We start from the raw sequence: 26,573 nt of genomic DNA on the forward strand, positions 1-26,573 counted from the left end.
TTGCCGGCCGGGCGTTCTGCACCCGCTTGCTGCATGGCGGTCCCGATTCTCCGCGTCACCCGCTACCCATGACAGAAGCCCCCACACCCACCGCCGTCAGCGCTAGCGCCATTGCCTGCGACCTCTTTTGCGCCGTCATCGACAATTTCGGCGACATCGGCGTGTGCTGGCGGCTCGCACGCCAGCTCGCGCACGAGCACGGCTGGCAGGTGCGCCTCTTCGTCGACGACTTGCACGCGTTTCGCAAGCTCTGCCCCGCGCTCGACCCGAGCCGCGCCACGCAATCGGTCGAAGGCGTGCTCGTCGAGCACTGGCACGCGCCGGAGCATGCGGGCGACACGCTGCAGATCGCCGATGTCGTGATCGAGGCGTTCGCGTGCGAGCTGCCGGGCGTCTACGTCGCGGCGATGGCCGAGCGTGCGCGCAAGCCCGTCTGGCTCAACCTCGAATATCTGAGCGGCGAGGACTGGGTCGCCGACTTTCATCTGCGGCCGTCGCCGCACCCGCGTTACGCGCTCGCCAAGCACTTCTTCTTTCCCGGCCTCGGACCCGGCACGGGGGGCGTGCTCAAGGAGCGCACGCTCGATGCCGCGCGCGCGGACTTCGAGCGCTCACCGGACGAGCGCGCCGCATGGTGGCAGCGCGCCACGGGCGGCCCACCGCCCGGGCCGGAAGCCACCGTGATCTCGCTCTTCGCCTATGAGAATCCCGCCGTCGACGCGCTGCTCGAGCAATGGCGCGACGGCGCGAAGCCGGTGATCCTGCTCGTGCCGGAGGGTCGCATCTCTGGCGCGCTCGCGCGCTTTTTCGGAGAGCCGGCGTTCGGTGCAGGTTCGCAGGCCACGCGCGGCGCGCTGCGCGCGCACGCGCTGGCGTTCACCGAGCAGCGCGGTTACGACCCCCTGCTCTGGGCGAGCGACCTCAACTTCGTGCGCGGCGAGGACTCGTTCGTGCGCGCCCAATGGGCCGCGCGACCGTTCGTGTGGCACATCTACCCGCAAGGCGACGATGCCCATCTGCCCAAGCTCGACGCCGCGCTCGCGCACTACGGCCGCACGCTGCCGAAGGCACCGCGCGCCGCGCTCGAACGCTTCTGGCATGCGTGGAATGGCCGCGGCACGCCGGACTGGACCGATTTTGCGCAGCATCTGCCCGCCTACGCGGCGCGCGCCAACGCCTGGGCGGCCGAACTCGGGCAGGTTGGCGATCTCGCCGGAAATCTCGCCGAGTTCGCAAAAAGTCAGTTAAAATAAGCGGTTATCCGACGGCAGCCGTCTCAAGCGCTTCGAGTTCCGCGGCCCCCATCGTGCACGCATGAAAGAGGGTCGCAGCAACTGCACCTGCTGCAGCAACCGAATCCGCTTGCGACGTTTGCCGTCGAGCACACTCGAAGCTACTTAATCTGGACAGGACAGTTTTTTACTATGAAGACCGCACAGGAACTCCGCGTCGGCAACGTCGTGATGATCGGTAACGACGCGATGGTCGTGCAGAAGGCCGAATACAACAAGTCGGGCCGCAACGCCGCCGTCGTCAAGATGAAGTTCAAGAACCTGCTGACCGGCGCGGGCATGGAAACCGTGTACAAGGCGGACGACAAGTTCGACGTCGTCGTGCTGGATCGCAAGGAAGTGACGTACTCGTACTTCGCCGACCCGATGTACGTGTTCATGGACGCCGACTACAACCAGTTCGAAGTCGAAGGCGAGATGATGGGCGACGCCCTGAACTACCTCGAAGACGGCATGGCTTGCGAAGTCGTGTTCTACAACGAGAAGGCCATCTCGGTCGAACTGCCGACCGTGCTGGTGCGCGAGATCATCTACACGGAACCGGCCGTCAAGGGCGACACGTCGTCGGGCAAGGTCCTGAAGACCGCCAAGCTGAACACCGGTTTCGAGCTGCAAGTGCCGCTCTTCTGCAACATCGGCGACAAGATCGAAATCGACACGCGTACGAACGAGTACCGCAGCCGCGCCTAACGGCGGGCTGACGACAGCCTCAGGCCGAAAAGGCGCCCGCCGGCTGCCCCAGCGGCAAAAGGCGGACACCGCTATGAAAGCGCCCCCCGGGGCGCTTTTTCTTTTTTTGCCGAACGTGTATGTTTGAGAGTGCTACGGAAAACCTTACCGGTTATGCGCAATGGATTACGTGCTTGCCGCCTTTAGCAGGCAAGCGGCGAGCAAGGGCAGCGCGCACCGGTCAAAGTGACTCCCGCGGCACGATTTCTGCTGTGGGGTGGGAGAGCATGCGTACCACGCTCTTTCCCCTTATCAGGAGAAACACAATGAACAACGACATTGCCGAAGGCAAGTGGAAGCAGTTGATCGGCAAGGCCAAAGCGGCATGGGGCGAGCTGACGGACGACGAACTCGCCAAAGCCGAAGGCCGTGCGGATCGGCTCGCCGGGCTTATCCAGGAACGTTACGGCAAGACGCGTGACGAGGCGGAACTGGAAGTGCGCCGCTGGTTCGACGCGCACCGGCCACGCGACTGACGCACCGTCCACGGCATGGCCGGTACGGACGTCGCCCACTTGCAGGCAAACAGGGGGTTGCACGCATGCCAAAGCGCCTGGCGCTTCGGCTTGCGCTGCTGCTCGGCCCCGCCGGCAGTTCACTGCCCGGCAACGCCGTCGCGCCCCCGTTCTGGCGCAGCACAACTGGGAGGACCGGAACTGAACACCCTGCTACGAGACATCTCCGTGATCTCGGTGAAATCTTTCGCATCGTGCCGCGCTCCCGCGCGCCGCGCGGCTGCCTGCCGGGGCGCACGCGCTACCCGCGCGCGCAGCACCGGCGCGACTGCGCTCATCCGTAAGCCGCTACCGCCATGCCACACGCCCTGATTGTCGAAGACGATCCCAATAGCCTGTCAGGTCTGTCTGCGATCCTGTCGGCCGACGGGTTCTCCGTCGACACCGCTGCCACCCTCGCCGAAGCGCGTGCCGCCCTTGCGCGCTTCATCCCCGACGTCGTACTCGTCGACCTGAACCTGCCCGATGGCGGCGGCCTCGAGTTGCTGCCGCATTTGCCGGCGCAGCCGCCAGGCGGCGCCCTGCCGGTGATCGTGATGACCGGCAACGCCACGGTCGAAAGCGCGATCGAAGGCCTGCGCCACGGCATCTGGGACTATCTGCTCAAGCCCGTCAACATTCCGCGCCTGCGCAGCCTGCTCGCACGCATTCCGCGTCCCTACGAGCTAACCGAGGAGGTCAGCGCGCTGCGCGCGACACTGCGCAAGATGGGCCACTTCGGGCCGATGCTCGGCCGCAGCAGCGCGATCCAGCATGTCTACGACACGCTCGAACAGCTCGCGCCCACCGAAGCGGCGCTGCTCGTGCACGGCGAAGCCGGCACCGGCAAGGAAGTCGCGGCGCGCACGCTGCACCAGCTGAGCCGCCGCCGCAAGGGGCCGTTCATCGTGTGCGACGCCCGCTCGCTCGTGGCCGAAGCGGCCGCAGGCCGGCCGCTGGCGAGCGTGCTGTTCGGCCACGAGCGCGGCGCGTTCACGGGCGCGGAACAGCGCGAGCCGGGTCTCGTCGATCAGGCGAGCGGCGGTACGCTTTTCATCGACGAGCTGACCGACCTGCCGCGTGAGCAGCAGGAAACACTGCTGCGCGCGCTCGATTCTCAGACCTTCATGCGCGTGGGCGGCAACAGCGAGGTAGGCACCGATTTCCGCCTGATCGCGGCCACCCATGCGAACCCGCGCGAAGCCGTCCAGCAGGGTGCACTGCACGAGGATCTCTGGCTGCGCCTCGATGCGGCGGCGATCCAGCTGCCGCCGCTGCGAGAGCGCGACGACGACGCCGCCCTGCTCGCGCTCGCCTGCATCGACGAACTCAATCAGGAGGCCCAGGCGCACGGTCTGGCCGGCGCGACGCGGCTCGTCGCGCCCTCGTTTATCCGCGAATGCCTCGCGTACGACTGGCCCGGCAACGTCCGCGAACTGCACGAACGCGTGAGGCGCGCGTGGCACGCCTCGGGCGAGGTGCTCGAGACGCTGCAGGCCGAGGAAAGCAGCGGCGCGGGCCCGCGCGAGATGAACGGCGGCCGCGTGCAGGTCACCGTGGGCACGCCGCTCGCCGACGTGGAGGAAATGCTGATCCGCGCGACGCTCGACGCCGTGGGCGGCACGCGGCACCGCGCCGCGTCGCTGCTCGGCATCAGCCCCAAGACGCTCTATAACAAGCTCCAGCGCATGCGGCTCAACTGAATCGGCAAAACGCACGCACGTTGTAAAAAGGCTGTCCTTCGTTTCCGAAGGACAGCCTTTTTCATTCCACCGATGCAGCAATCAGCACATCACGGCAGCACGCTGCGCAGTAACGCCTGCGCCTCGATGTACCCCGGGTCCGCTACCATCCTGTCCCAGCGCTGCGCCTTGCCGCGCGCGCGCATGCGCTTGATGCGCAGGCCCGAAGCCTTGGGCGCGCGGCGCGGCTCCATCGTACGCAACGCGTCGAGCACCTTCCCGGCTTCGTGCGGTTGGTTGCAGATCAGCACCATGTCGCAACCCGCTTCGAGCGCGGCGCGCGCGCCCTCGGTGAGCGTACCGCCCTGGCGCGCGGCCTCCATCGAGAGGTCGTCGCTGAAGATCGCGCCCGTGAAGCGCAAGCGCTTGCGCAGCACTTCCTCGACCCAGATGCGCGAGAAGCCCGCGGGCTTCGCATCGACCTTCGGATAAATCACGTGCCCCGGCATCACCGCCGTGAGCGAGAGACCGAGCCAGTCGTAAGGCTGTGCGTCTTCGCCGAGGATCGCTTCGAGCGGACGCTCGTCGACGGGCACCGCGACGTGCGAGTCCGCCGTCGCGAAGCCATGCCCCGGGAAATGCTTGCCGCAATTGGCCATGCCCGCAAGGGATAGCCCGTGATTGAGACTCTTGGCGAGCAGCGTGACGACACGCGGATCGCGATGGAACGCGCGATCGCCGACCACCTTCGACTGGCCGTAGCCGAGATCGAGCACCGGCGTGAACGAGAGATCGATGCCGCACGCGCGCAACTCGCTCGCGAGGATATAGCCCACCGCCGTCGCGAGCTTGGTGGCGAGCAGCACATCCTTGTCCCACAAGGCGCCGAGGCGCCCCATGGCGGGCAGCACGGTGAAGCCGTCGGTGCGAAAGCGCTGCACGCGGCCGCCTTCGTGGTCGACGGCGATCAGCAGGTCCTCGCGCACCGAGCGGATGGCGTCGGTCAGCGCAACGAGCTGCGCGCGGTTCTCGTAGTGACGCGCGAACAGGATCACGCCGCCCGTCATCGGGTGTGCGAGGCGACGCACGTCGTCGTCGTTCAGCGTGGTGCCGACCACGTCGAGCATGACTGGCCCGGGATTATTCTTCATCGATGAGTTTTGCGTAGATGCCGCGCAACGCACGGCGAAAGATATCAACCGTTGATTTCCGCAACCACGAACGACACCGCGTAGTCATGCTCGTCCGTGATGCTCACGCGCGCCGTGATACCGCGTTCGTCGAGCCACCGCGCGAGTTCGCCCGAAGCGACGATCACCGGACGGCCGCCCGGCTCGTTGAGGGTCTGCATGGCGCGCCAGGTCATCGGCATACGCATGCCGAGGCCGATCGCTTTCGAGAACGCCTCTTTCGCGGAGAACCGCGTGCATAGATACGCGAGGCCCCGCGCCGCCGAGCGCGCCTTGCGCGCCTCGTAGACGGCGAGTTCGTCCGGGCCGAGCACGCGCGGCGCGAAGCGCCCGTTGGTGCGCTCCATGACCGCCGCCACTCGGCTCACCTGGATGATGTCGGTGCCGATACCGTAGATCGCCATGAGACTCCCGTCGATGTCTGTCGATTGCGCCTGACGCGATGGCGCGGGGTAGCAGTCAGCCGCGCGTGCCGAGGCGCGCCGCAACCATGATCGCCTTCATTTCGCGCACCGCGTTCTCCCAGCCCGCAAAAATTGCGTGCGCAACGATCGCGTGGCCGATGTTCAGCTCGACGATGCCGTCGATGGCCGCGATCTGCTGCACGTTCGTATAGTGCAGACCGTGGCCGGCATTCACCTTCAGTCCGAGGCTGTTGCCGCAGCTCACGCCGGTGACCACGCGCTCGTATTCGCGCTCCTGCTCGCCGGCGTCGTGCGCCTCGGCGTAGCGGCCCGTATGCAACTCGATCACGGGCGCGCCCGTTTCGTGCGCCGCGCGAATCTGCGTTTCGTCCGGGTCGATGAAAAGCGAGACGCGGCAGCCCGCATCGGCAAGTTGACGGCAGGCGGCGGCAACGGCGTCGAAGTGGCCCGCGACGTCGAGGCCGCCTTCGGTCGTCAGTTCCGCGCGCTTTTCGGGCACGAGGCAAACGTCATGCGGCTTGATCTCGCACGCGATGTCGAGCATCTCGGGCGTCACCGCGCATTCGAGATTCATGCGCGTTTTCAGCTGCGGACGCAGCGCGCGCACGTCGGCGTCGACGATATGGCGGCGATCCTCGCGCAGATGCAGCGTGATCGCGTCGGCGCCCGCCTCTTCGGCGAGAAGCGCCGCGCGGATCGGATCGGGATAAGCGGTGCCGCGCGCGTTGCGCAGCGTGGCGACGTGATCGATGTTCACACCGAGGTCGATCACGTTGGGCGAAGTGAGAAAGAAGCTCATAGGTTCTGCAAGTCGATCAGAATCTGGCGCGTCGCGAGCGGCGTGCCGCCAAGGTACGTGTTCAGCAGGAAGCGCATGAGCGCCTTGCTCTGCGCAACCGTCTGGGGTCGATGGTAATCGTCCTCTTCCATGTCGAGCAACGTCTGACCCGAAAGCCGGGGCCATTGAGAAGGCCATTCATCCGATGCTTCGCGCACGCCGCGTTCCGGATCGAACACGTAGCGCCCTTCGGCCGCGACGGTCTTGCGGTTCACGGTGCGGTTGAGCGCGAGCGCGTAGCCGGCCTCGCGCAGCAGCACGCGCTCGAACGAGCGCAGCACCTGCACGGGCGGCTCGTCGTGCGCGAGGCGCGTGAGCGTCACGACGTAGTGGCGAAAGAGTTCGGGGTGCGGGTCTTCGCGCGCGATGAACTTCACGAGCAGCTCGTTCACGTAGAAGCCGCACAGGAGCGCGTCGCCGGTCAGCGGCAACATGCCGCCGACCCACTCGGCGCCCGTGAGTGTGCGCACCTCGCCCTTGCCGGTCCACGAAAGCGCGAGCGGCTGGAAGGTTTGCAGCACGCCGCGCAACGCCGAATGCGGACGCTTCGCGCCCTTCGCGACGAGCGCCACGCGGCCGTGATCGCGCGAGAGCACATCGATGATGAGGCTCGTCTCGCGGTACGGATAGCTGTGCAGCACGAAAGCCGGCTGCTCGGCGATGCGGTAATCGGGGGTCGTGCTGCGTGAAGCGCGCGGCAATTGCGAGCGCGCGGTGGTCTTGCGGCCGTTGCGCGGCTCGGCGCGGCCTTCGAGCGTGGCGTCGGCGCCTTCGGTCACCGCGTTGCGCGCGGCGGCGCCTTTCGTCACCTTCGTGCTTCGCGTGCTCGGCGTGCCTTGGGTGCCTTTCGCGGGCGAGCGCCGCGCGCTGCGGGAACCGGTCGGTTCGTCCGCAGCGATTGCCTCGTCGGCCTGCGCGTCATCGTGCGCGGGCCAGTCGTCGTGCAGGGTTCCGGCTGCGCCGTCACTCATACGCGGTGCCCGTCGTGCTTACTCGTAACCGTAGGCGCGCAGCCCGGCTTCGTTATCGGCCCAGCCGCTCTTCACCTTCACGAAGGTTTCGAGGTAGACGGGACCGTCGAACAGCTTCTCCATATCGAGTCGCGCCTCGGTGCTGATCTGCTTGAGCTTCGCGCCCTTCTGGCCGATCACCATCGCCTTCTGCGTGTCTCGCTCGACGAGAATCGTCGCGAAGACGCGGCGCAGCCGCCCTTCCTGCTCGAACTTGTCGATCAGCACCGTGCTCGTGTACGGCAGTTCGTCGCCGGTCCAGCGGAACACTTTCTCGCGCAGGATCTCGGCTGCGAGGAAGCGCTCGCTGCGATCGGTGAGGTCGTCTTCGCCGTAGATCGGCTCGCCTTCGGGCAGATACGGCTTGAGCGTCGCGAGCAGGCGCTTGATGTCGTCCGGATTATTTGCCGAAAGCGGCACGATCTCGCGGAATTCGCGCAGACCCTGCACCTGCTGGATGAACGGATACAGCGTGGCCTTGTCGGTCACGCGGTCGATCTTGTTGGCGATCAGGATCGTGGGCGCACTCGGGGGAATCAGGTCGAGCACTTTCTGGTCGTCGGGACCGAACTTGCCGGCCTCGATCACGAACAGCACGGCATCGACCGAGCTGAGCGTGGAGGTCACCGCGCGGTTCAGCGAGCGGTTGAGCGCCGTGCTGTGGCGCGTCTGGAAACCGGGCGTGTCGACGAAGATGTACTGTGCGTCGTCGATCGTGTTGATGCCGGTGATGCGATGGCGCGTAGTCTGCGCCTTGCGCGACGTGATGCTGATCTTCTGGCCGACCAGCGCGTTCATCAGCGTCGATTTGCCAACGTTCGGACGGCCGACGATCGCGACCATGCCGCAACGGAAACCGGCAGGAGTGGAAGTGGGAGCGTTCATGATCGGACCGGAATAGAAAAACGGGAGGCGCGCTCGCGGCGCGCCTCGGTGGAATCAGTGGCCGGCATCGGCCGCGCGCACGGGAATGGCCGTCGTGGCTTCGGCATGGGTCTGGGCGTCGGCGCTGGTGCCGCCGGCCGTTGCGGTTTGCGCGCGCTCGACAGTGCGCAACGCCGCTTCGGCCTTCACCGCGGCCGAACGGTGGCCGATGGCGCCGGCGCTCGGCACGGCGTCGAAGCCCGTGGCCTTGTCGGCGGGCTTGTCGCTGGCCTTCCCTGCACCGCGTTCGGCCTTCTCTGCGGGCTTTTCAGCCGGTTTGTCCTTCTCCGCCGGACGCTCCTGGACGTGCGCCGCGCGGATCACCGCGAGCGGCGCGCCTTCGGCTGCCGCGGTTAGCGACGGACGCTCGGCGCGCGCCGAGGCACGCTCGCGGCGTTCCGGCGAGCGCAGATCAAGCGCGCCCTGCACGCCGGTCACGCCGGGGACGACCTCGGGTTCCGCTTTGGGCGCACGTGCGCCCTTCGAGCGGCGCGGCTTCGCAACCAGCGCGGGCGCCGCAGCCATGACCTCGTCGAGTGCCTTCTTCGCTGCGGCCTGCTCCGCCGCGCGACGGCTCGCGCCCGAACCCGACACCTTCACGTCGAGCTTCGGCACCGTGCATTCGACTTCGAACTGCTGATTGTGCGCCGCACCATGCGTCGCGACGACCGTGTAGGTCGGCAGCGCGATCTTATGACCCTGCAGGTACTCCTGCAGCAGCGTCTTGGAATCCTTGCCAAGCGTGCGCGGATCGATGTGATCGAGGATCGGCACGTAGAGGCGCTTAATGACCGTCTGGGCGGCATCGAAGCCGCCGTCGAGGAAAATCGCCCCGAAGATCGCTTCCAGCGCGTCGGCGAGGATCGACGGGCGGCGGAAGCCGCCGCTGCGCAACTCGCCTTCGCCGAGCCGCAGGCCGTCGGCGATATTGAGGGCCTGAGCAATCTCGTAGAGCGACTGTTGCTTGACCAGGTTCGCGCGCACGCGCGAGAGGTCGCCCTCGTCCAGCTTGCCAAAACGTTGGAACAATAGGGCAGCCACCGCGCAATTCAGAACCGAATCACCGAGGAATTCGAGGCGTTCGTTATGCGTGGCACTGTGACTGCGGTGGGTTAAAGCCTGGCGCAGCAATTCCGCATTGCGAAATTCGTAGCGCAGACGGCTTTCCAACGGAGATTGGGGCATGGGGAGAGTATAACGCGCCCGCCGCCCCCGGCGAAAACAGGGGGCGGCGGGCGAAAAACCGTGACGAAGCGACGTTACCGGGGATTCTTCAAGTAGCGCGCGAAGATGCGTTGCGAGTGAGACTCGTGCTCACGCATACGCTTTTTGTTGCTGCTTCGATGGCTCCTTCGCGCGCATGCTCTACATGCATTGCACGTCGAGGCAACACGAATTACTCGAACGAACCGATGCGACGCAGGTTGCTGAAGTTCATCCAGATGAAGAACGCGCGGCCCACGATGTTCGCGTCGGGCACGAAGCCCCAGTAGCGGCTGTCCGCGCTGTTGTCGCGATTGTCGCCCATCATGAAGTAATGGCCCGCCGGCACCTTGCAGATCACGCCGCGCGCGTTGTACTGGCAGTTGTCGCGATACGGATAATCCTCTGCGCCTACGATGAACGGCGGCACCGCGGGGTTGTTGAGGATGTTGTTCTTGCGGCCGCTGCCGAGGTCCTCGGTGAACTGCTTCGCATAGCCGATGCGCTCTTCGTCGAAGAAGTCGCCCTGCGGCACTTCCGGCACCGGCTTGCCGTTGATCGTGAGCTGCTTGTCCTGATACGAGACCACGTCGCCCGGCAGGCCGATCACGCGCTTGATGTAGTCGACCGACTCATCCTTCGGATAGCGGAACACGACCACGTCGCCGCGCTCGAGCGGCCGGCCCTGCGTGATCTTCGTGTTCGTGATCGGCAGGCGGATGCCGTAGTCGAACTTGTTCACGAGGATGAAGTCGCCCACGAGCAGCGTGGGCACCATCGAACCCGACGGAATCTTGAACGGCTCGACGACGAACGACCGTACGAGGAACACGATCAGGATGACGGGGAAGAAGCTCGCCGTGTACTCGAGCCACCACGGCTGGCGCAGCTTGTCGTTGCGCAGGTTCTGACGCGTGACAGGCGCGTTTTCATCGGCGAAGCGCTCGCCCACACGCTCCTGCTGACGGTCGAACTCCGCGACCGCCGCATCGGCGGCGAGGCGCCGGCGCGGCATGAACACCAGTTTGTCTGCAACCCACGCGACGCCCGTCAAGATGACGAGCACAAAGAGTATCAGCGCGAAATTCATGTAGAGATCCGTTGTCCGGCTTATTTGCGTTACTTATTTATCTTCGACACGAAGGATGGCGAGGAAGGCCTCTTGCGGAATCTCGACCGAGCCGACCTGCTTCATCCGCTTCTTGCCTTCCTTCTGCTTTTCGAGCAGCTTCTTCTTACGCGTGATGTCGCCGCCGTAGCACTTGGCCAGCACGTTCTTGCGCAGCGCCTTGATGTTCTCGCGCGCGATGATGTGCGCGCCGATCGCAGCCTGAATGGCCACGTCGTACATCTGGCGCGGGATGATCTCCCGCATCTTCGCCGCCACTTCGCGGCCGCGGTACTGCGACTGCGAGCGGTGGACGATGATGGACAGCGCATCGACCTTGTCGCCGTTGATCAGCATGTCGACCTTCACGACGTCGGAGGTGCGGTATTCCTTGAACTCGTAGTCCATCGACGCATAACCGCGCGACACCGACTTCAGACGGTCGAAGAAGTCGAGCACGATTTCCGCCATCGGAATTTCGTACGTGAGCTGCACCTGGCGGCCGTGGTACTGCATGTTGATCTGGTTGCCGCGCTTTTGCGTACAGAGCGTGATGACCGAACCCACGTACTCCTGCGGCATGTACAGGTTCACCGTCACGATCGGCTCGCGGACCTCGGCAATCTTCGAGGGCTCCGGCATCTTCGCCGGGTTCTCGACCTTGATCGTGCTGCCGTCCGCCTGCACGACTTCGTACACCACGGTCGGCGCCGTGGTGATGAGGTCCATGTCGAACTCGCGCTCGAGACGCTCCTGCACGATTTCCATGTGCAGAAGACCCAGGAAGCCGCAGCGGAAGCCGAAGCCCAGCGCCTGCGAAACTTCCGGCTCGTATTGCAGCGAGGCGTCGTTGAGCTTGAGCTTTTCGAGCGATTCGCGCAGCGCGTCGTACTGGCTCGCCTCGACCGGATACAGGCCCGCGAACACCTGCGGCTTCACTTCCTTGAAGCCCGGCAGCGGCTCGGCCGCCGGCTTCGTCGCGAGCGTGACGGTGTCGCCCACCTTGGTCGCGGCGAGTTCCTTGATGCCGGCGATGATGAAGCCCACCTGCCCCGCCGAAAGCTGCTCGAGGTTGCGCGACTTCGGCGAGAACACGCCGACGTGCTCGACCGGATACTGCGCGCCGGTAGCCATCAGCTTGATCTTGTCCTTCGGACGCAGCGTACCGTTGACGATACGCACGAGCATCACCACGCCGACGTAGTTGTCGAACCACGAGTCGATGATGAGCGCCTGCAGCGGCGCTTGCGGATCGCCCTTGGGCGGCGGCACCTTGGCGATGAGCGCTTCGAGCACGTCTTCCACGCCGAGGCCGGTCTTCGCGCTGCAGCGCGTGGCGTCGGTGGCGTCGATGCCGATCACGTCCTCGATCTCTTCGATGGCGTTTTCGGGGTTGGCGGCGGGCAGGTCGATCTTGTTGAGCACCGGCACGACTTCCACGCCGAGTTCGATTGCGGTGTAGCAGTTCGCCACCGTCTGCGCCTCGACGCCCTGGCTCGCGTCCACCACGAGCAGCGCGCCCTCGCACGCGGAGAGCGAACGGCTCACCTCGTAGGAGAAGTCGACGTGCCCCGGCGTGTCGATCAGGTTCAGGTTGTAGACCTTCCCGTCACGCGCCTTGTACGAGAGCGCAGCGGTCTGCGCCTTGATGGTGATGCCGCGCTCGCGCTCGAGATCCATCGAGTCGAGCACCTGCGATTCCATTTCGCGGTCGGACAAGCCGCCGCACAGCTGGATGATGCGATCGGCGAGCGTCGACTTGCCATGGTCGATGTGCGCAATGATCGAGAAGTTACGAATATGATCCATTCAGTGCCGATCAAGCGAAAAAGGCGCGCCCCAACGATAGCTGGACACGCCTCGTAAACAGATGAAAAACCGGACTATTTTAGCCGAAAAGGGGTCCCACAGGCTAACCGTCCGCTGATGTAACGGATGTGTGATGGCGCGGGGCACGTCTTGCGCCGCCCCCGCGCCCGCGTTTCACGCACCGCCCGGCGGCGCCGGCGGTGTGTTCGGCGCGTCGGCACTCAGGCCCAGCGTAGCGCGCACGCGTGCTTCGTCGAGACGGTAGTGACACAGCTCGATGCCGTCGCAAAGGAGCACCGGCACGAGCTCGTCGTAACGCGCCTGGATCGCGGGGTCTGAATCGACATCGACGACGTCGAGACGCGCACCCGCCGCGGCGGCGAGCGGCGCGAGCGCCACGCGCATCTCTTCGCACAGATGACACCACGCGCGCCCATACAGCACGAGGTGCGCACTCGTGCGTTCGAGCGCGCCCGGCGCCGCCGACGAAGACCGCATGGGCGTGCGCATCGGCGTTACTTCTGCCCCGGCGCGCGCGGGCGCAGCGGCACGAATTGCGTGTTGTCGCCGCGACGCACGAGCACCGCGACCGTCTTCTGCGAGTCGAGATGCGCCGTCACCTCCTGGAACTGCTTCGCGCTGGTGATATCCGTGTCGCCCACGCGCAGGATGATGTCGCCCTTCTGCAGGCCGGCGCGCTGTGCGGGGCCATCGACCGAGTCCACCATCGCGCCGCCCTTGATCTTGAGCTGGGCGAGCTGGTCGGCGGGAATATCGACCACCGCGATACCGAGCGCGTTCATCGCGCGCGGCTTGGGCTCGGGCGCCTTTTTCTGGTCGGCCTTCGCGCTCTTGTCGGTCTGCATCTCGGCGATCGTGATCGGTAGATCGCGCGTTGCGCCCTTGCGCCAGATCGTCACGGTCGCCTTGGTGCCCGGCTTCGTGTCGCCGACCATGCGCGGCAGGTCGGTCGCGGCGTCGACGGTCGTGCCGTTGAACTTCAGGATGATGTCGCCCGGCTGGATGCCCGCCTTGTCGGCCGGGCCGCCCGGCTCGACGCTGGAGACCAGCGCGCCTTGCGCCTTGGGCAGACCGAGCGAGTCGGCGACGTCCTTCGTCACCTCGCCGATTGCGACGGCAATGCGGCCGCGCGTGACCTTGCCCGTGGACTTGAGCTGGTCCGCCACGCGCATCGCCTCGTCGATCGGAATCGCGAACGAGATGCCCATGAAGCCGCCGGTGCGGCTATAGATCTGCGAGTTGATGCCGATCACCTCGCCCTGCATGTTGATGAGCGGACCGCCCGAGTTGCCGGGATTCACGGCCACGTCGGTCTGGATGAACGGCAAATAATCGCCCGTGTCGCGACCCTTCGCGCTCACGATGCCCGCCGTCACGGTATTCTCGAGGCCGAACGGCGAACCGATCGCCACGACCCACTCGCCCACGCGCACCTTGTTCGAATCGCCCATCGTCACGGCCGGCAGATTCGCGGCCTGGATCTTCACCACGGCGACGTCCGTGCGGTCGTCCACGCCGATCAGCTTCGCCTTGAATTCGCGCTTGTCGGTGAGCGTCACGTAGATGCTGTCCGCGTCGTCGACCACGTGCGCGTTGGTCATCACGTAGCCGTCGCCCGAGAGGATGAAACCCGAGCCGACGCCGCTGTTCTGCTCGGTGTCGTTGCCGCTGTCCGGGCCGGAGTCCGAACCGCCGCCCGGGCTTCCGCCCTGACTGCCCCCCTGGCCGCCGCCCTGCCCACCCTGCGGCCCTTGCGGGAGCGGGATGCCAAAGAAGCGGCGGAAGAATTCCGACATGTCGCCCTGATCCATGCCCGGCGGCAGGCCGCGCTGAGCTGAGGAGACGCGTGTGGTGGTGCGGATATTGACGACCGACGGCCCCACTTTGTCCACGAGGTCGGCGAAGTCGGGCAGGTTGGCAGCCGGCGCCGCCGATGCCACGTGCGGTGCCAACGGCAGGCACGCCGCCACGACCGCGGCCGCGAAGAATTTGCGCAGCGGGAGAATCGTCATATCGAAGTCAGCCGAAGGAAGGAGTTACCTGGGAGCCTTGTATTCTATGGCAGACGCGAACTGCTGCAACGTGGTCTGGGGCACTTCGCCAAGCAACGTGATGAAGTAATCGCCGTTGCGCTTCACGAGCACGTGGGTCGCGCCACTGCTGCCCGAGCCTTCCTTGCGACTGTTGTTCTTCACCGGCTCGATAAAGACGGAAAGCGTGGACAGTCCGTCAGAGAATACAGCCTGATCGACCGGGATGGGCGGATCGCTCGCATCGCGCGCCGCCATCGGCCGGCGCACTTCGCGAATCTTCTGGAATCCCGGCGCAGCCGGGCCGAACGACCAGCCCTGCGCTTCGATGTCGACCGGCTGGAGCGGCGGGCGCACCACGTTCCAACCCTCGATATTGCGCATGCCATTGACGATAGGCGTCTTGTCGACGGGTCCGCCGATGCGCACCTGCGTGAACGCGAGCTGCTGGAGCACCTGGCCGTTCGACGGGTCGAGCATCTGCGAGCGCAGCAGCAGACCGGTTTTCGCGTCCGCCCACAGCTTGTAGGCGAAACGGAAATTGTCCTTCGGGTCGAGCTGGATCACCTGGCTGTCGAGGCCGGCCACGCGGTCGTTGGCGAGCATCTTCGGCTCGTAGACGCCCAGCACCTGGTCCCCGCTCGTGGAAAGCAGCGCCGGGAAAGCGTCCTTGTTCTGGCGCTTTTCGACGACGAGCAGCTTGCGCTCGGGCACGAAGGTATAGAGATCGTCATTGTGGCGCAGCATTGTGCGCGGCTTGCCGTCGAGGCTTTCGAGCTTTTCGAACTCGCCGTCCTGCTTCGAGGCGTAATGCGTGATGCGCGAAGATTGCACGAACTCGCCGCGCTGATAGACGAAGGTGCCTTCGTAACTTTGCTGCTGGGCGGCCTGCTGGATGCGGTCGAGCAGCTGTGCCGCGCTCTGGCGCGTGGCGGCATCGGCCGCGGACGCGCCTTGCGCGTGGGCACGCGGGGCGACAGACAGAGCGGTGAACATCGCGGCTGCGCAGCAAAGGAATGCCGGCAACCGCCCCCAGATTGTCTTTTTATTCAACCGCAATGTCTGCATCAAACTTATTGGCCTTGCGTAGTAAGAGCGGCTGAACGGATGTACGGCATGGAATCCGAAATGACCGGCTGCTGCGCGAACTGCTGGTGCGCCTGGAGATATTCGTCGAGGCGAGCGTCGCGGATGATATTGCCGTCCTGACCGCCTGCAACCGGCGCCGGCGTGGTGTTCATCGCCACGCGCTGCACGCCGTCGCCCTGCGACTGCACAGCAGCGATTTGCGGCGCGCCAGCCATGCCCACGCCGCGCATCTGCGGCATGACGATCCACGTGAGCGTGGCGGCCGCAGCCGCCACGGCCAGCGACGGCATCACGCGGCGGCGCAGCGCCAGAATGCGGCCAACGCGCTCATTGCGGCCGGCCTGCACCTGCGGCAGCGCAGCCGGTGCGAGCAGATGCGGCTCCGCTTCGAAGCGCGCCGCAAAACCCGTCATGAAGGCGCGGCTTGCCGCCTGGCTGAGGGCCAGATCGTCGGAACGCAGCACGTCGCCGATCAGGTGGTACTCCGACCAGGCTGCGCGCCCTTCGCCGTCGAGTTCCAGAAAATTTCCGTTCAGATGCTCCTGCGCCGACGCTTCACCGTCGACGAAGGCGGACAGACGCTCGCTGCGCGAGCTTGATACCGATTGCATCGAGACCGAACCCATGATGCTCCCCATTCCCTAACAGACGTCCCTGTGACACCAACTCATTCTGGTGAATCGCGTCGCCGCCCGGGGCGAAGCTGGTTCTTCTTACCAGCGCTTACCTTCCGGAGTGTCCAGCAGCGGACGCAATTTTGCCGCAATGGCTTCCCGAGCGCGGAAGATTCTCGATCTGACGGTGCCGATCGGGCACCCCATCATCTCGGCGATTTCTTCGTAGCTTAGGCCTTCTATTTCCCGAAGCGTAATGGCGGTGCGCAGCTCTTCCGGTAAAACCGCCATCGCAGCATTGACCGTCTGTGCGATCTGCTTGCTCATCAACATCGACTCGGGCGTATTGATATCCCTTAGTTGATCGGCGTCCGAGAAAGTTTCCGCTTCTTCAGCATCTGCCTCGGTAGAAGTCGGCGCGCGTCTTCCCTGGGTCGCAAGGTAGTTCTTTGCCGTATTGACAGCAATTCGGTACAACCACGTATAGAAAGCCGATTCGCCACGAAATTGCGGTAGTGCGCGGTAAGCCTTGATAAAGGCGTCCTGGGCCACGTCCTCGACCTCGGCGGGGTCCCGCACGAGGCGCGAGATCAGCCGGATGATCTTGCGGTGGTATTTCGAGACCAGGAGCTCGAACGCGGCCTTGTCGCCTTTTTGCACGCGCTCGACCAGAACCTGATCAATTTCTTTTTCGCTCACCTGAAAAATCCGTTAGCACATGAAGTAGACGTGGGGGCACCATTGTAGCGTCCTCGCCACGGTCCCACGTTACGCGAGTAACAGCGGTTACAAGCTTTACAGCGAAAGGAGGCTCAGCGACCGGCCGCGCTGCGCGCGCGCACGGCGAGTGTGCGGAAGGTTTCTGCGGGAACGGCGTCGGCGGCGACGAGAATCGTCGTGCGGCGTGCGCCCTGCTCCACGACGAGCGCGAGCAGCCACGCGCCCCATTGCGACGCGCCGGCAAGCCGCCCGGCCGCGAGGCAGGCGCCATCGCACGACCAGGCCGCGAGAAAATCCGACCCGATTTCGAGGAAGGCCGGTTGCTTGCGGCGCCACGCCGCAGCCGCGAGGCCGCCGGTCGCGAGGAACGCCAGCGTGACCGGCAACGCTTGCCAGACGCCGAGCCAGGGTGCGAGCGCCGTGTAGACGGCGGCCGCGGCCACGCCCAGACCCGCGGCAACGAGCAATTGCAGCGCAAGCGATGGACGCAGGGAAAGAAGCGGCGCGCCCGCGCGCCGCGAGGGGAAAGCAGGAGGGACGCGGCCGGCCGAAGCATTCGGCACGGCCGCTGTCTCGTCGTGCGGGATCAAGCGTGACGCTTGAAGACGAGCGTGCCGTTCGTGCCGCCGAACCCGAACGAGTTCTTCAGCGCGACGTCGATCTTCATGTCCCGCGCGGTGTTCGCGCAGTAGTCCAGGTCGCATGCCGGATCCTGGTTGAAGATGTTGATCGTCGGCGGCGACACCTGGTTATGCACCGCGAGCACCGTAAACACCGATTCCAGGCCGCCCGAGCCACCCAGCAGGTGGCCCGTCATCGACTTTGTAGAGTTCACGACGATGTCCTTCGCGTGGTCACCGAACGCGCGCTTGATCGCGAGGGTTTCCGCGAGGTCGCCGAGCGGCGTCGACGTGCCGTGTGCGCTGAGCCAGTTCACTTCGTTGGCGTTGACGCCCGCGTTCTTCAGCGCGGCGATCATGCAGCGGCGTGCGCCGTCGCCATCTTCCGGCGGAGCGGTCATGTGATACGCATCACCGCTCATGCCGTAGCCGCCGATTTCCGCGTAGATCTTCGCGCCGCGCGCCTTCGCGTGTTCGTACTCTTCGAGCACCATCACGCCCGCGCCTTCGCCGAGCACGAAGCCGTCACGGTCCTTGTCCCACGGACGGCTGGCCGTCGCCGGATCGTCGTTGCGCTGCGAGAGCGCGCGCGCCGCCGCGAAGCCGCCGATGCCGAGCGGCGACACGGTCGCTTCCGCACCGCCCGCGATCATCACGTCGCAGTCGCCGTATTCGATCAGACGCGACGCTTCGCCGATGCAGTGCAGGCCGGTCGTACATGCCGTGACCATCGCCAGATTCGGACCCTTGAGGCCGTACTTGATCGACAGATGGCCCGAGATCATGTTGATGATCGAGGCGGGCACGAAGAACGGCGAGATGCGGCGCGGGCCGCGGTTGAGCAGTTCGGTTTGCGTGACTTCGATCATCGGCAGACCGCCGATGCCCGAGCCGACGTTCACGCCGATCCGCTCAGCGTTCGCTTCGGTGACTTCGAGACCGCTGTCCTGGATCGCCTGCATGCCCGCCGCGATGCCGTAATGGATGAACGTGTCCATATGGCGCGCTTCTTTCGCCGGCATGTAGTCTTCGACGTTGAAGCCCTTCACTTCGCCGGCAAAGCGGGTCGAGAAGTTCGTAGCGTCGAACTTCGTGATGTTGGCGATGCCGGACTTCCCGGCGACCAGATTGGCCCAGCCGTCGGCAACATTATTGCCAACAGGCGAAATCAGCCCCAGGCCTGTAACAACAACTCGACGACGGCTCACGGTAACCCCTTATCCATAGATGACAAAAACAAAAGCCACAGAGGCCACAGGAAATGCTCCTGTGAGCCCTGTGGCTAGTTGACCGGCAGATGCCCCGCAGCGAGTGCGGCAGGCGTATGCGGTTTCACGGGCGAGCGTCCTCGCGGGCCGCCAGCGCACTGCGTTGCGCGGCCCAGGCGGGAATCTGGCGCTTAAGCCTTGACGTTCGCGCGAGCGTAGTCGATCGCTTGCTGAACCGTCGTGATCTTCTCGGCTTCCTCGTCCGGGATTTCCATGCCGAACTCGTCTTCGAGAGCCATGACCAGTTCGACGGTGTCGAGCGAGTCGGCGCCCAGATCGTTCACGAACGAAGCTTCGTTCTTGATTTCAGCTTCGGCGACGCCCAGTTGCTCGGCGACGATCTTCTTGACGCGCTGTTCGATGTTGTCCATTACCCCTCCAAGGGAAAAAAGTTAGCTCATGAATGCGAGTGCGCGCATTTTATCAGGTTTGACCTGGCTGAAAAGCGGCGCTCAAGGTTCCGGAAGGCTATCCGCGACGGCGCTTGCGCAATGTTTTGCATCAAGCGCATCAAGGCGCGGATAGTACCTGAATCCGGTTAAGACATATACATGCCGCCGTTCACGTGCAACGTCGTGCCCGTGATGTAGGCCGCCTGCGGCGACGCGAGGAACGCGACCGCATGCGCGATGTCGTCCGGGCTGCCGAGACGGCCCAACGGAATCTGCTGCTTGAGCGCGGCTTGCTGCTCCGCCGGCAAGTCCTTCGTCATGTCGGTGTCGATGAAACCGGGCGCGACGCAGTTCACGGTGATGCCGCGGCTGCCGATCTCGCGTGCGAGCGCGCGCGTCATGCCCGCCACGCCGGCCTTGGCGGCGGCGTAGTTAGCCTGACCCGGGTTGCCCGACGAGCCCACCACCGAGGTGATATTGATGATGCGGCCGCCCTTCGCCTTCATCATCGGGCGCAGCACGGCGCGCGAGAGGCGGAACACCGACTTCAGGTTGGTGTCGATGACCGAGTCCCACTCGTCGTCCTTCATGCGCATCGCCAGGTTGTCCTGCGTGATGCCCGCATTATTGACGAGGATCGCAAGACCGCCGAATTCCTTGACCGTTGCGTCGATCAGCGCCTCCGCCGCAGCGGCGTCGTTCACGTCGAGCACCGCGCCGCGGCCCTTCAGGCCCGCTGCTTCGAAAGCGGCCGAGATGGCCTGCGCGCCGGCTTCGCTCGTTGCCGTACCGATCACTGTCGCGCCCTGGCGCGCCAGTTCCAGCGCGATCGCGCGGCCGATGCCGCGGGTGGCGCCGGTCACGATCGCGGCTTGATTGTCGAGAGTCTTTTCCATCGTTTGAATCCGTTAGCGGTGGTGGCGTAGGCGCTCAGGCCTTCAGAAGCGCAAGCGCTTCGTCGAGCGACTTCGGATCGAGCACCGAGGCGCCGACCAGGTTGCCGTCGATACGCCTGGTGAGGCCCGCAAGCACCTTGCCCGGACCGCATTCGACCACGTGCGTCGCGCCTTGCGCCGCAATGGCCTGCACACATTCGACCCAGCGCACGGCGCCCGCGGCCTGGCGCACGAGCGCGTCGCGAATTTTCGCGGGGTCGGTTTCGAATGCCACGTCGACGTTGTTCACCACGGGGATCTGCGGCGCGTTCAGCGTCACGTTCGCGAGATAGTCGCGCAACTGATCCGAGGCAGGCTTGAGCAGCGACGAGTGGAACGGCGCCGAAACCGGCAGCGGCAGCGCGCGCTTGGCGCCCTTCGCCTTGGCGATCTCGCAGGCCTTCTCGACCGCGCCCTTGTGGCCCGCGATCACGACTTGCGCCGGCGCGTTGAAGTTCACGGCTTCGACCACGCCGCCGCTTGCAGCGGCGGCTTCCGTGCAGACTGCGCGCACGGTGTCGTCGTCGAGACCGAGCACGGCGGCCATGCCGCCCTCGCCCACCGGCACCGCGCTTTGCATCGCCTGCGCGCGAAAGCGCACGAGCGGCACGGCGTCGCGGAACGCGAGGACGCCGGCGGCGACGAGCGCCGTGTATTCGCCGAGGCTGTGGCCCGCGACGATGGCAGGCAGAGCGCCGCCCGCCTGCTGCCACGCGCGATAGACGGCGTAGGCGGCGGTGAGCATGACCGGCTGCGTGTTGGTGGTGAGATTGAGTTCTTCGGCGGGGCCTTCGGCGATCAGCTTGCCGAGGTCCTGGCCCAGCGCGTCGGACGCTTCTTGCAGCGTCTCGCGCACGATGGCGTTATCGGCGAAGGCGGCGAGCATGCCGACGGCCTGCGAGCCCTGTCCGGGAAAAACGAACGCGAATTTCATAACGTCCCCAAATTCGATCAATACGGGTGGGCAATGTGCTCGGATGAACCGCCGCCGGCTGCGCGCGACATGCACGTCGTGCGCCAGGACCGCTGCGGGAGCGCGAAAGCCCGCTCAGGATGCTTAGAAGCGGATGACGGAGGCGCCCCAGGTGAAGCCGCCGCCGACGCCTTCGATCAGCACGTTGTGGCCGCGCTTGATGCGGCCGTCGCGCACCGCGACGTCGAAAGCGAGCGGAATCGAGGCCGCCGAGGTGTTGCCATGTTCGCCCACCGTCACCACCATGCGCTCCGCGGGCAGGCCGAGCTTGCGGCAAGTGCCCTGCATGATGCGGATGTTGGCCTGGTGCGGGATCAGCCAGTCGACCTGGTCGGCGGTGAGCTGCGCCTTGTCGAGCGCCTCGATCGCGACCTTTTCGAGCACGTTCACGGCCAGCTTGAACACGGCCTGGCCGTCCATGTGCAGGAACGCGTTGCCCGCGATCACGCCGCCGTGCACGTTGCCCGGCGTGCACAGGATGTGCGCGTAGCTGCCGTCGGCGTGCAGCGCGCTCGAAAGCACGCCCGGTTCGCTCGACGCCTGCAGGATGATCGCGCCTGCGCCGTCGCCGAACAGCACACAGGTGGTGCGATCGTTGAAATCGAGAATTCGCGAGAAGGTCTCCGCGCCGACCACGAGCGCCGTGCGATGCTGGCCGCTGCGGATCAGGCTGTCGGCTACCGAAACGGCGTACGCGAAGCCCGAGCACACGGCCTGCACGTCGAACGCCGCGCCGTGATTGCGGATGCCGAGCTTGTTCTGCAAGAGGCAGGCCGTGCTCGGAAAGACGAAATCGGGCGTGGAAGTGGCGACGATGATGAGGTCGATCGACTGCGGATCGACGTCGGCTGCCGCGATCGCGCGCTGCGATGCCGCAAGCGCGAGATCGCTCGTCGTGACGTCGGGCGCGGCGAAGTGGCGCGCGTGAATGCCCGTGCGGGCCACGATCCACTCGTCGCTCGTTTCGACGCCTTTTGCGGCGAGCCGTTCGGCCAGTTCCTGGTTGGTGACGCGATCAGGCGGAAGGTAGCTGCCCGTGCCGATCACGCGGGAATAGAGAGTCGATTGAGCCATTATGCCTTCGAGGATGATGCGGCGCCGGGCGGTACCTCGCCCGCTGCCTGGCTGGGCGCACTGGTAGCCTGCCCCGCCTGCGCGGCTTGCACGTTCTGGGCGCCGCCGGGCTCGTCTGCCGCCTGTTCGAGCGAACCGGCGTTTTCTTCCATGGCGTGCGCGAGGCGCTCCAGCACGCCATTTTTGACGGCATCATACCCGCGATTGATCGCACACTCAAACGCGTAGGCATCGGCCGAGCCGTGGCTCTTGATGACGAGGCTCTTCAGGCCGAGCAGCGCCGCGCCGTTGTACTGGCGATGGTCGACACGCTTCTTGAAGCGCATGAGCACGGGCAGTGCGGCAATCGCCATGAGCTTCGTGAGCCATGAGCGGCCGAACTCTTCCTTGATCATGTCGTTGAGCATCTGCGCGAGGCCCTCCGACGTCTTGAGCGCGACATTCCCAACGAAACCGTCACAGACGATGACGTCGACGGTGCCCTTGTAAATGTCGTTGCCTTCGACGTTGCCGCGGAAGTTCAGCGTGCTCGCGCGCAGGAGCTCGCCCGCGCGCTTGATGGTGTCGTTGCCCTTGATGACTTCTTCGCCGATATTCAGGAGCCCGATGGTTGGGCGATCCTTGCCCTCGAGCGCCGCGACGAGCGCGTGGCCCATCTCCGCGAACTGCAGCAGGTGCTGCGGTTCGCAGTCGACGTTCGCGCCGAGGTCTAGCATCGTCGTATAGCCGCGCGGGTTCGGCAGCGCGAAGGCGATGGCCGGGCGTTCGATGCCGGGCAACGTCTTCAGCACGTAGCGCGAGACCGCCATTAGCGCACCGGTATTGCCGGCCGAGATGCAGGCTTGCGCCTCGCCCTCTTTCACGCGATTGAGCGCGACGCGCATCGACGAATCTTTTTTCTTGCGCAGGGCGACTTCAACCGGATCGTCCATTTCGACGACCTCGGTGGCGGGCACGACGGTAAGCGCGGGATGGTCCGACGCCTTCAGCTTCTTTAACTGGGCGCGAACCGCCGACTCGACGCCCACGAGCATGAGATGCGCGTCGGGGTGCGAGCGGACGAAATGGACTGCGGCAGGCACCGTCACAGACGGGCCGTGGTCGCCTCCCATGCAATCTATCGTGAGCGTAACAGTCATGGAATGCGACGGATTTCAGGCATAAAAAAGCGGCAGTTGAATGCCGCCTTTTTGCCGAGCCGAAATATGGTCAAGCGAACGGAATCGTCAGATGCGGCGCCAGATGTCAAACACTGCGCCGCACGCTGAAACGATTAGTCGTTCTTGGTCTTGACGACTTTCTTGCCGCGGTAGTAGCCGTTCGGGCTGATGTGGTGACGCAGATGCACTTCACCCGTGCTCGGCTCGACGGCCAGCGGCGCGCCCGTGAGGAAATCGTGCGAGCGGTGCATACCGCGCTTCGACGGCGACTTCTTGTTTTGTTGAACTGCCATGATAACTCCTGAAAATTTTCCGAATTCTAACACAGCCCGATCCGGCCGCCGCCACCCTTGGGGGATGGCCGGACTCCGGGCTCAGGCCCACGCGTCTGGTACTGCCTGCCCCGCACAGCCGCCCAAGGCTTCCCTCAGTGCTTGCTGCCAGGACCGTCCTTCTTGAGCGATTCGAGCGCCGCAAACGGGTTGACGCGCTCTTCCGGCTCGATTTCCTGCTCCGGCACGTCGTCTACGGAATCCACGCCTTCCGCGCCGTCGGGACCCGAGGCGAGGCTTTCGTGAATTTCCGGACAGACTTCATGCTTCGGCACCAGCGGCAGCGCGAGCAACAGCTCCTCTTCGATCAAGTCGACGAGATCGAAATGGCGCGAGCCCACGATCACTTCGACTTCATCGTCGTCGAGCGGAAACTCGTCCGCCTCTTCTTCCGTCTGGACGATACGGAAGGTCGCATCCGCATTGAATGCCTGCTCGTAGGGAGCGAGGCACCGCTGGCACGTGAGCCACGCGCCACCGTGAACAGCCAGCCGCAGGTATGGCTGCGGCCCTTCGGTGCCGTCGTCCTGCAATTCCTGCTGGGTAAAGCCCGCAGCCTGCCAGGTGAACGCGGTGTCGCGATCTGGCGCGTCGGCCGGGACTTCGTTTAACATGCGCGGCAGTTGCGAGACGCGCACGACGCCTGCCGCTTCGCGCTCGCTGCGCGCGAATTCGAAGATATCGAAGTCGCGCGGATTCAATTCGGCGCCAGCAGGCTTGCCAGTGTGTTCGGTCATGTGCGCTCTCCTGCTTCAAGGCTTAGGGCGCGGCGAGCGATGCGCGAAAGCCGCCAGCGGCCCGCAGCAATCCAGCCTGGCCGGCCCGCACGGGTCGCTATCGACCTGCGCTTGCCAACATTCGCCATCGACACGCTACTGCCGGCAAGGTCATTCGAGCCGTGACGCCGCGAAATTCATGCGCCCGCACAAGACGTGCGACGAGAGCGTACCGATGAAAAGCCCAAAATCATATCGCCTTTATCTTTGTGAGTCAAACACTTAAGCTCGCGTACGCAAGTGTCTGTGCAAGCGCGGTTTTCGGGAGCCTCTGACGACGTTGTGCGGGATATCCGACCCCGTTTTCACGGCGAATCCGCCCGAAAATCGCCAAACCACAGCCGCCTTTTCTCCAGTCGCAAACGCAGCCACATTCGCAGCCGCTCTTCCATACTCCGATACTCAGATCGAACATGCAGGATTCTCCCTCGCAGGCCCCGCGCACGGGCCGCCCCGCCCTCATCCTCGCCTCCAGCTCGCGCTACCGGCGCGAGTTGCTCGAGCGCCTGCGCATTCCCTTCGACACGGCCGTGCCCGCCGTCGACGAAACGCCGCAGCCCGGCGAAACGCCCGAAGCGACGGCGCTGCGCCTGGCTACCGCGAAGGCCCGCGCCGTGGCCGCCGCGCTGCCCGCCGGCGCGACGCGAACGCTGGTGATCGGCTCCGACCAGGTCGCCACCTTCGATGGCCGCCAGATCGGCAAGCCCGGCACGCACGAGCGCGCGCTCGAGCAGTTGCTGGCCATGCGCGGCCGCGAAGTGTTGTTCCATAGTGCCCTGAGCGTGCTCGACACCGCGACTGGCCAAACGGATACCGTCGATGTCGTCACGAAGGTGCGCTTTCGCGACCTGCCCGACGCCGCGCTCGACGCCTACCTGCGCGCCGAAACGCCTTACGACTGCGCGGGCAGCGCGAAATCGGAGGGACTCGGCATCGCACTACTCGAAGCGATCGAATCGGAGGACCCCACCGCCCTGATCGGCCTGCCGCTCATCGCGCTCACGCGCATGCTGCTTGCCGCGGGATACCCGTTGCTGGAGACGCAAGCATGAGCCTGGGCACCCTCTACCTGATCCCCAACACGCTCGGCGAAGGCGACGATGCCGCGCTCAACGCCGTCCTGCCGACGCCCGTGCGCGAACGCGCGGGCGCGCTCGCCAGCTATATCGGCGAAAACGCGAAGACCACGCGCGCCTTCCTCAAACGCGTGGGCACGACGCGGCCGATCCAGGAAATCGAGATCCGCGAACTCAATGTCAACACGCCCGCCGGCGAGGTCGAGAAGCTGCTCGCCCCGCTGCTCGCGGGCATCGACACGGGGCTCGTTTCCGAGGCGGGCGTGCCCGCAGTCGCCGATCCGGGCGCGCTGCTCGTGCGGCGCGCGCACGAGCGCGGCATCAAGGTCGTGCCGCTCGTGGGTCCGAGTTCGATTCTGCTCGCGTTGATGGCGTCGGGCCTGAACGGCCAGAGCTTCGCGTTTCACGGGTACCTGCCCGTCGACGCGAACGAGCGCGTGAAAAAGCTGCGCGATCTCGAGCAGATCTCGCGCAAGGGCAAGCAGACGCAGATCTTCATCGAGACGCCCTACCGCAACCGCACGCTGCTCGACGCGCTGCTCGCGACCTGTGCGCCCTCCACGCTCGTGTGCGTCGCCGCCGATCTCACGCTGCCCACGTAGACGATAGTGAGCCGCGCCGTGTCCGACTGGAAAAAGAAGCCCGCGCCCGAATTGCACAAGCGGCCGGCGATCTTCCTGCTGCTCGCGCACTGAACCCTTCGGCACGCAAAAACGAATCGGCCGCTGCGCAACCCTCGCGCAGCGGCCGATTTTTCTCGAGGACGACCGGTGGCTAACGCGCCGCCAG

Annotated in this window: 27 protein-coding genes and 1 pseudogene; 6 read left to right on the forward strand and 22 right to left on the reverse strand. The window is 65.4% G+C overall.

The genetic code is table 11. The features are described from left to right. Nucleotides 1–68: 68 nt before the first annotated feature. The 4 genes from earP (at nucleotide 69) to AB4Y43_RS07180 (ending at nucleotide 4,218) form a co-directional block, all read left to right on the forward strand. A complete protein-coding gene (gene earP / locus AB4Y43_RS07165) occupies nucleotides 69–1,253 on the forward strand; it encodes an elongation factor P maturation arginine rhamnosyltransferase EarP (RefSeq protein ID WP_368727347.1) in 1,185 nt (394 codons plus the stop codon). Between the two features lie 171 nt (nucleotides 1,254–1,424). Further along, nucleotides 1,425–1,982, forward strand: a complete 558-nt coding sequence (efp, locus tag AB4Y43_RS07170) for an elongation factor P (RefSeq protein WP_069262560.1) — start codon at nucleotides 1,425–1,427, stop codon at nucleotides 1,980–1,982. A 305-nt stretch (nucleotides 1,983–2,287) separates the two neighbouring features. Further along, on the forward strand, nucleotides 2,288–2,497 hold the full coding sequence (locus AB4Y43_RS07175) for a CsbD family protein (protein WP_028206671.1): 210 nt from the start codon (nucleotides 2,288–2,290) through the stop codon (nucleotides 2,495–2,497). A gap of 335 nt (nucleotides 2,498–2,832) precedes the next feature. Then, nucleotides 2,833–4,218 (forward strand): sigma-54 dependent transcriptional regulator, encoded by a 1,386-nt coding sequence (locus tag AB4Y43_RS07180; protein ID WP_069262561.1) that lies wholly within the window; start codon nucleotides 2,833–2,835, stop codon nucleotides 4,216–4,218. Nucleotides 4,219–4,307: 89 nt separating this feature from the next. Here the strand turns inward: AB4Y43_RS07180 and nagZ are convergent, their stop codons facing one another. The 22 genes from nagZ to AB4Y43_RS07290 form a co-directional block, all read right to left on the reverse strand. Beyond that, nucleotides 4,308–5,348: a beta-N-acetylhexosaminidase gene (gene nagZ / locus AB4Y43_RS07185; protein ID WP_069262562.1), complete on the reverse strand. Its 1,041-nt coding sequence runs from the start codon at nucleotides 5,346–5,348 to the stop codon at nucleotides 4,308–4,310. 44 nt (nucleotides 5,349–5,392) lie between these two features. Further along, nucleotides 5,393–5,791 (reverse strand): holo-ACP synthase, encoded by a 399-nt coding sequence (gene acpS, locus AB4Y43_RS07190; protein ID WP_069262930.1) that lies wholly within the window; start codon nucleotides 5,789–5,791, stop codon nucleotides 5,393–5,395. Between the two features lie 55 nt (nucleotides 5,792–5,846). Then, complete coding sequence (gene pdxJ, locus AB4Y43_RS07195; protein ID WP_069262563.1) at nucleotides 5,847–6,611, reverse strand: pyridoxine 5'-phosphate synthase; 765 nt, start codon at nucleotides 6,609–6,611, stop codon at nucleotides 5,847–5,849. Beyond that, nucleotides 6,608–7,621 carry a DNA repair protein RecO gene (gene recO, locus AB4Y43_RS07200; RefSeq protein ID WP_368727348.1) on the reverse strand — a complete coding sequence of 338 codons (1,014 nt, stop codon included), beginning with the start codon at nucleotides 7,619–7,621 and terminating at the stop codon, nucleotides 6,608–6,610. The genes pdxJ and recO overlap by 4 nt, the downstream gene beginning before the upstream one ends. Nucleotides 7,622–7,639: 18 nt before the next feature. Beyond that, on the reverse strand, nucleotides 7,640–8,545 hold the full coding sequence (gene era, locus AB4Y43_RS07205; protein ID WP_342945452.1) for a GTPase Era: 906 nt from the start codon (nucleotides 8,543–8,545) through the stop codon (nucleotides 7,640–7,642). Between the two features lie 54 nt (nucleotides 8,546–8,599). Beyond that, nucleotides 8,600–9,769 carry a ribonuclease III gene (rnc, locus tag AB4Y43_RS07210; RefSeq protein WP_368727349.1) on the reverse strand — a complete coding sequence of 390 codons (1,170 nt, stop codon included), beginning with the start codon at nucleotides 9,767–9,769 and terminating at the stop codon, nucleotides 8,600–8,602. Nucleotides 9,770–9,980: 211 nt separating this feature from the next. Beyond that, nucleotides 9,981–10,877, reverse strand: coding sequence for a signal peptidase I (gene lepB / locus AB4Y43_RS07215; protein WP_069262567.1), 897 nt, complete (start codon nucleotides 10,875–10,877; stop codon nucleotides 9,981–9,983). Nucleotides 10,878–10,910: 33 nt separating this feature from the next. Beyond that, nucleotides 10,911–12,704 (reverse strand): translation elongation factor 4, encoded by a 1,794-nt coding sequence (gene lepA, locus AB4Y43_RS07220; RefSeq protein ID WP_368727350.1) that lies wholly within the window; start codon nucleotides 12,702–12,704, stop codon nucleotides 10,911–10,913. A 174-nt stretch (nucleotides 12,705–12,878) separates the two neighbouring features. After that, a complete protein-coding gene (locus AB4Y43_RS07225; protein WP_368604850.1) occupies nucleotides 12,879–13,214 on the reverse strand; it encodes a glutaredoxin family protein in 336 nt (111 codons plus the stop codon). 5 nt (nucleotides 13,215–13,219) lie between these two features. Next, nucleotides 13,220–14,737, reverse strand: coding sequence for a DegQ family serine endoprotease (locus AB4Y43_RS07230; protein ID WP_368604849.1), 1,518 nt, complete (start codon nucleotides 14,735–14,737; stop codon nucleotides 13,220–13,222). Nucleotides 14,738–14,761: 24 nt separating this feature from the next. Then, nucleotides 14,762–15,823, reverse strand: coding sequence for a MucB/RseB C-terminal domain-containing protein (locus AB4Y43_RS07235; RefSeq protein WP_368727380.1), 1,062 nt, complete (start codon nucleotides 15,821–15,823; stop codon nucleotides 14,762–14,764). A gap of 5 nt (nucleotides 15,824–15,828) precedes the next feature. Further along, nucleotides 15,829–16,470: a sigma-E factor negative regulatory protein gene (locus AB4Y43_RS07240; protein WP_368727351.1), complete on the reverse strand. Its 642-nt coding sequence runs from the start codon at nucleotides 16,468–16,470 to the stop codon at nucleotides 15,829–15,831. A gap of 87 nt (nucleotides 16,471–16,557) precedes the next feature. After that, the gene (gene rpoE, locus AB4Y43_RS07245; protein WP_027795258.1) at nucleotides 16,558–17,157 is read right to left on the reverse strand and encodes an RNA polymerase sigma factor RpoE; all 600 of its coding nucleotides are present in this window, start codon (nucleotides 17,155–17,157) and stop codon (nucleotides 16,558–16,560) included. 113 nt (nucleotides 17,158–17,270) lie between these two features. Then, nucleotides 17,271–17,741, reverse strand: coding sequence for a protein YgfX (locus tag AB4Y43_RS07250; RefSeq protein ID WP_256094520.1), 471 nt, complete (start codon nucleotides 17,739–17,741; stop codon nucleotides 17,271–17,273). Nucleotides 17,742–17,764: 23 nt separating this feature from the next. Beyond that, nucleotides 17,765–19,006, reverse strand: a complete 1,242-nt coding sequence (gene fabF / locus AB4Y43_RS07255; protein ID WP_342945448.1) for a beta-ketoacyl-ACP synthase II — start codon at nucleotides 19,004–19,006, stop codon at nucleotides 17,765–17,767. 191 nt (nucleotides 19,007–19,197) lie between these two features. Then, nucleotides 19,198–19,437, reverse strand: a complete 240-nt coding sequence (gene acpP / locus AB4Y43_RS07260) for an acyl carrier protein (protein ID WP_004197638.1) — start codon at nucleotides 19,435–19,437, stop codon at nucleotides 19,198–19,200. A gap of 167 nt (nucleotides 19,438–19,604) precedes the next feature. Next, a complete protein-coding gene (fabG, locus tag AB4Y43_RS07265) occupies nucleotides 19,605–20,354 on the reverse strand; it encodes a 3-oxoacyl-ACP reductase FabG (RefSeq protein WP_342945447.1) in 750 nt (249 codons plus the stop codon). A gap of 34 nt (nucleotides 20,355–20,388) precedes the next feature. After that, nucleotides 20,389–21,327: an ACP S-malonyltransferase gene (gene fabD, locus AB4Y43_RS07270; RefSeq protein ID WP_368727352.1), complete on the reverse strand. Its 939-nt coding sequence runs from the start codon at nucleotides 21,325–21,327 to the stop codon at nucleotides 20,389–20,391. Nucleotides 21,328–21,450: 123 nt separating this feature from the next. Continuing rightward, entirely contained in the window at nucleotides 21,451–22,440 is a 990-nt protein-coding gene (locus AB4Y43_RS07275) for a beta-ketoacyl-ACP synthase III (protein WP_069262573.1), read from the reverse strand. Next, nucleotides 22,440–23,579 carry a phosphate acyltransferase PlsX gene (gene plsX / locus AB4Y43_RS07280; RefSeq protein ID WP_069262574.1) on the reverse strand — a complete coding sequence of 380 codons (1,140 nt, stop codon included), beginning with the start codon at nucleotides 23,577–23,579 and terminating at the stop codon, nucleotides 22,440–22,442. Before plsX ends, AB4Y43_RS07275 begins: the two co-directional genes overlap by 1 nt. A 134-nt stretch (nucleotides 23,580–23,713) precedes the next feature. Beyond that, a complete protein-coding gene (gene rpmF, locus AB4Y43_RS07285; RefSeq protein WP_018441573.1) occupies nucleotides 23,714–23,893 on the reverse strand; it encodes a 50S ribosomal protein L32 in 180 nt (59 codons plus the stop codon). A gap of 134 nt (nucleotides 23,894–24,027) precedes the next feature. Beyond that, nucleotides 24,028–24,669, reverse strand: a complete 642-nt coding sequence (locus AB4Y43_RS07290) for a DUF177 domain-containing protein (RefSeq protein WP_342945444.1) — start codon at nucleotides 24,667–24,669, stop codon at nucleotides 24,028–24,030. Nucleotides 24,670–25,121: 452 nt separating this feature from the next. On the opposite strand from AB4Y43_RS07290, the gene AB4Y43_RS07295 reads away from it, so the two are divergent. Both AB4Y43_RS07295 and AB4Y43_RS07300 read left to right on the forward strand, forming a co-directional pair. Continuing rightward, nucleotides 25,122–25,760 carry a Maf-like protein gene (locus tag AB4Y43_RS07295; protein WP_368727353.1) on the forward strand — a complete coding sequence of 213 codons (639 nt, stop codon included), beginning with the start codon at nucleotides 25,122–25,124 and terminating at the stop codon, nucleotides 25,758–25,760. Then, nucleotides 25,757–26,479: pseudogene (locus AB4Y43_RS07300) on the forward strand (SAM-dependent methyltransferase). Before AB4Y43_RS07295 ends, AB4Y43_RS07300 begins: the two are co-directional and overlap by 4 nt. Nucleotides 26,480–26,573: the final 94 nt, after the last annotated feature.

It is taken from the genome of Paraburkholderia sp. BR10872 (assembly GCF_040965835.1).
GTDB lineage: Bacteria > Pseudomonadota > Gammaproteobacteria > Burkholderiales > Burkholderiaceae > Paraburkholderia > Paraburkholderia nodosa_A.

Excerpts from the sequence above, each read along its gene's own strand:
- fabD (WP_368727352.1), bottom strand. The coding sequence starts at position 21,327 with ATGAAATTCGCGTTCGTTTTTCCCGGACAGGGCTCGCAGGCCGTCGGC.
- era (WP_342945452.1), bottom strand. The coding sequence starts at position 8,545 with ATGAACGCTCCCACTTCCACTCCTGCCGGTTTCCGTTGCGGCATGGTC.
- AB4Y43_RS07290 (WP_342945444.1), bottom strand. The coding sequence starts at position 24,669 with ATGACCGAACACACTGGCAAGCCTGCTGGCGCCGAATTGAATCCGCGC.
- AB4Y43_RS07225 (WP_368604850.1), bottom strand. The coding sequence starts at position 13,214 with ATGCGCACGCCCATGCGGTCTTCGTCGGCGGCGCCGGGCGCGCTCGAA.
- acpS (WP_069262930.1), bottom strand. The coding sequence starts at position 5,791 with ATGGCGATCTACGGTATCGGCACCGACATCATCCAGGTGAGCCGAGTG.
- AB4Y43_RS07230 (WP_368604849.1), bottom strand. The coding sequence starts at position 14,737 with ATGACGATTCTCCCGCTGCGCAAATTCTTCGCGGCCGCGGTCGTGGCG.
- AB4Y43_RS07275 (WP_069262573.1), bottom strand. The coding sequence starts at position 22,440 with ATGGCTCAATCGACTCTCTATTCCCGCGTGATCGGCACGGGCAGCTAC.
- AB4Y43_RS07235 (WP_368727380.1), bottom strand. The coding sequence starts at position 15,823 with ATGCAGACATTGCGGTTGAATAAAAAGACAATCTGGGGGCGGTTGCCG.
- acpP (WP_004197638.1), bottom strand. The coding sequence starts at position 19,437 with ATGGACAACATCGAACAGCGCGTCAAGAAGATCGTCGCCGAGCAACTG.
- lepB (WP_069262567.1), bottom strand. The coding sequence starts at position 10,877 with ATGAATTTCGCGCTGATACTCTTTGTGCTCGTCATCTTGACGGGCGTC.
- fabG (WP_342945447.1), bottom strand. The coding sequence starts at position 20,354 with ATGGAAAAGACTCTCGACAATCAAGCCGCGATCGTGACCGGCGCCACC.
- AB4Y43_RS07295 (WP_368727353.1), top strand. The coding sequence starts at position 25,122 with ATGCAGGATTCTCCCTCGCAGGCCCCGCGCACGGGCCGCCCCGCCCTC.
- nagZ (WP_069262562.1), bottom strand. The coding sequence starts at position 5,348 with ATGAAGAATAATCCCGGGCCAGTCATGCTCGACGTGGTCGGCACCACG.
- rpmF (WP_018441573.1), bottom strand. The coding sequence starts at position 23,893 with ATGGCAGTTCAACAAAACAAGAAGTCGCCGTCGAAGCGCGGTATGCAC.
- AB4Y43_RS07180 (WP_069262561.1), top strand. The coding sequence starts at position 2,833 with ATGCCACACGCCCTGATTGTCGAAGACGATCCCAATAGCCTGTCAGGT.
- rnc (WP_368727349.1), bottom strand. The coding sequence starts at position 9,769 with ATGCCCCAATCTCCGTTGGAAAGCCGTCTGCGCTACGAATTTCGCAAT.
- recO (WP_368727348.1), bottom strand. The coding sequence starts at position 7,621 with ATGAGTGACGGCGCAGCCGGAACCCTGCACGACGACTGGCCCGCGCAC.
- efp (WP_069262560.1), top strand. The coding sequence starts at position 1,425 with ATGAAGACCGCACAGGAACTCCGCGTCGGCAACGTCGTGATGATCGGT.
- lepA (WP_368727350.1), bottom strand. The coding sequence starts at position 12,704 with ATGGATCATATTCGTAACTTCTCGATCATTGCGCACATCGACCATGGC.
- earP (WP_368727347.1), top strand. The coding sequence starts at position 69 with ATGACAGAAGCCCCCACACCCACCGCCGTCAGCGCTAGCGCCATTGCC.
- plsX (WP_069262574.1), bottom strand. The coding sequence starts at position 23,579 with ATGACTGTTACGCTCACGATAGATTGCATGGGAGGCGACCACGGCCCG.
- pdxJ (WP_069262563.1), bottom strand. The coding sequence starts at position 6,611 with ATGAGCTTCTTTCTCACTTCGCCCAACGTGATCGACCTCGGTGTGAAC.
- AB4Y43_RS07240 (WP_368727351.1), bottom strand. The coding sequence starts at position 16,470 with ATGGGTTCGGTCTCGATGCAATCGGTATCAAGCTCGCGCAGCGAGCGT.
- AB4Y43_RS07175 (WP_028206671.1), top strand. The coding sequence starts at position 2,288 with ATGAACAACGACATTGCCGAAGGCAAGTGGAAGCAGTTGATCGGCAAG.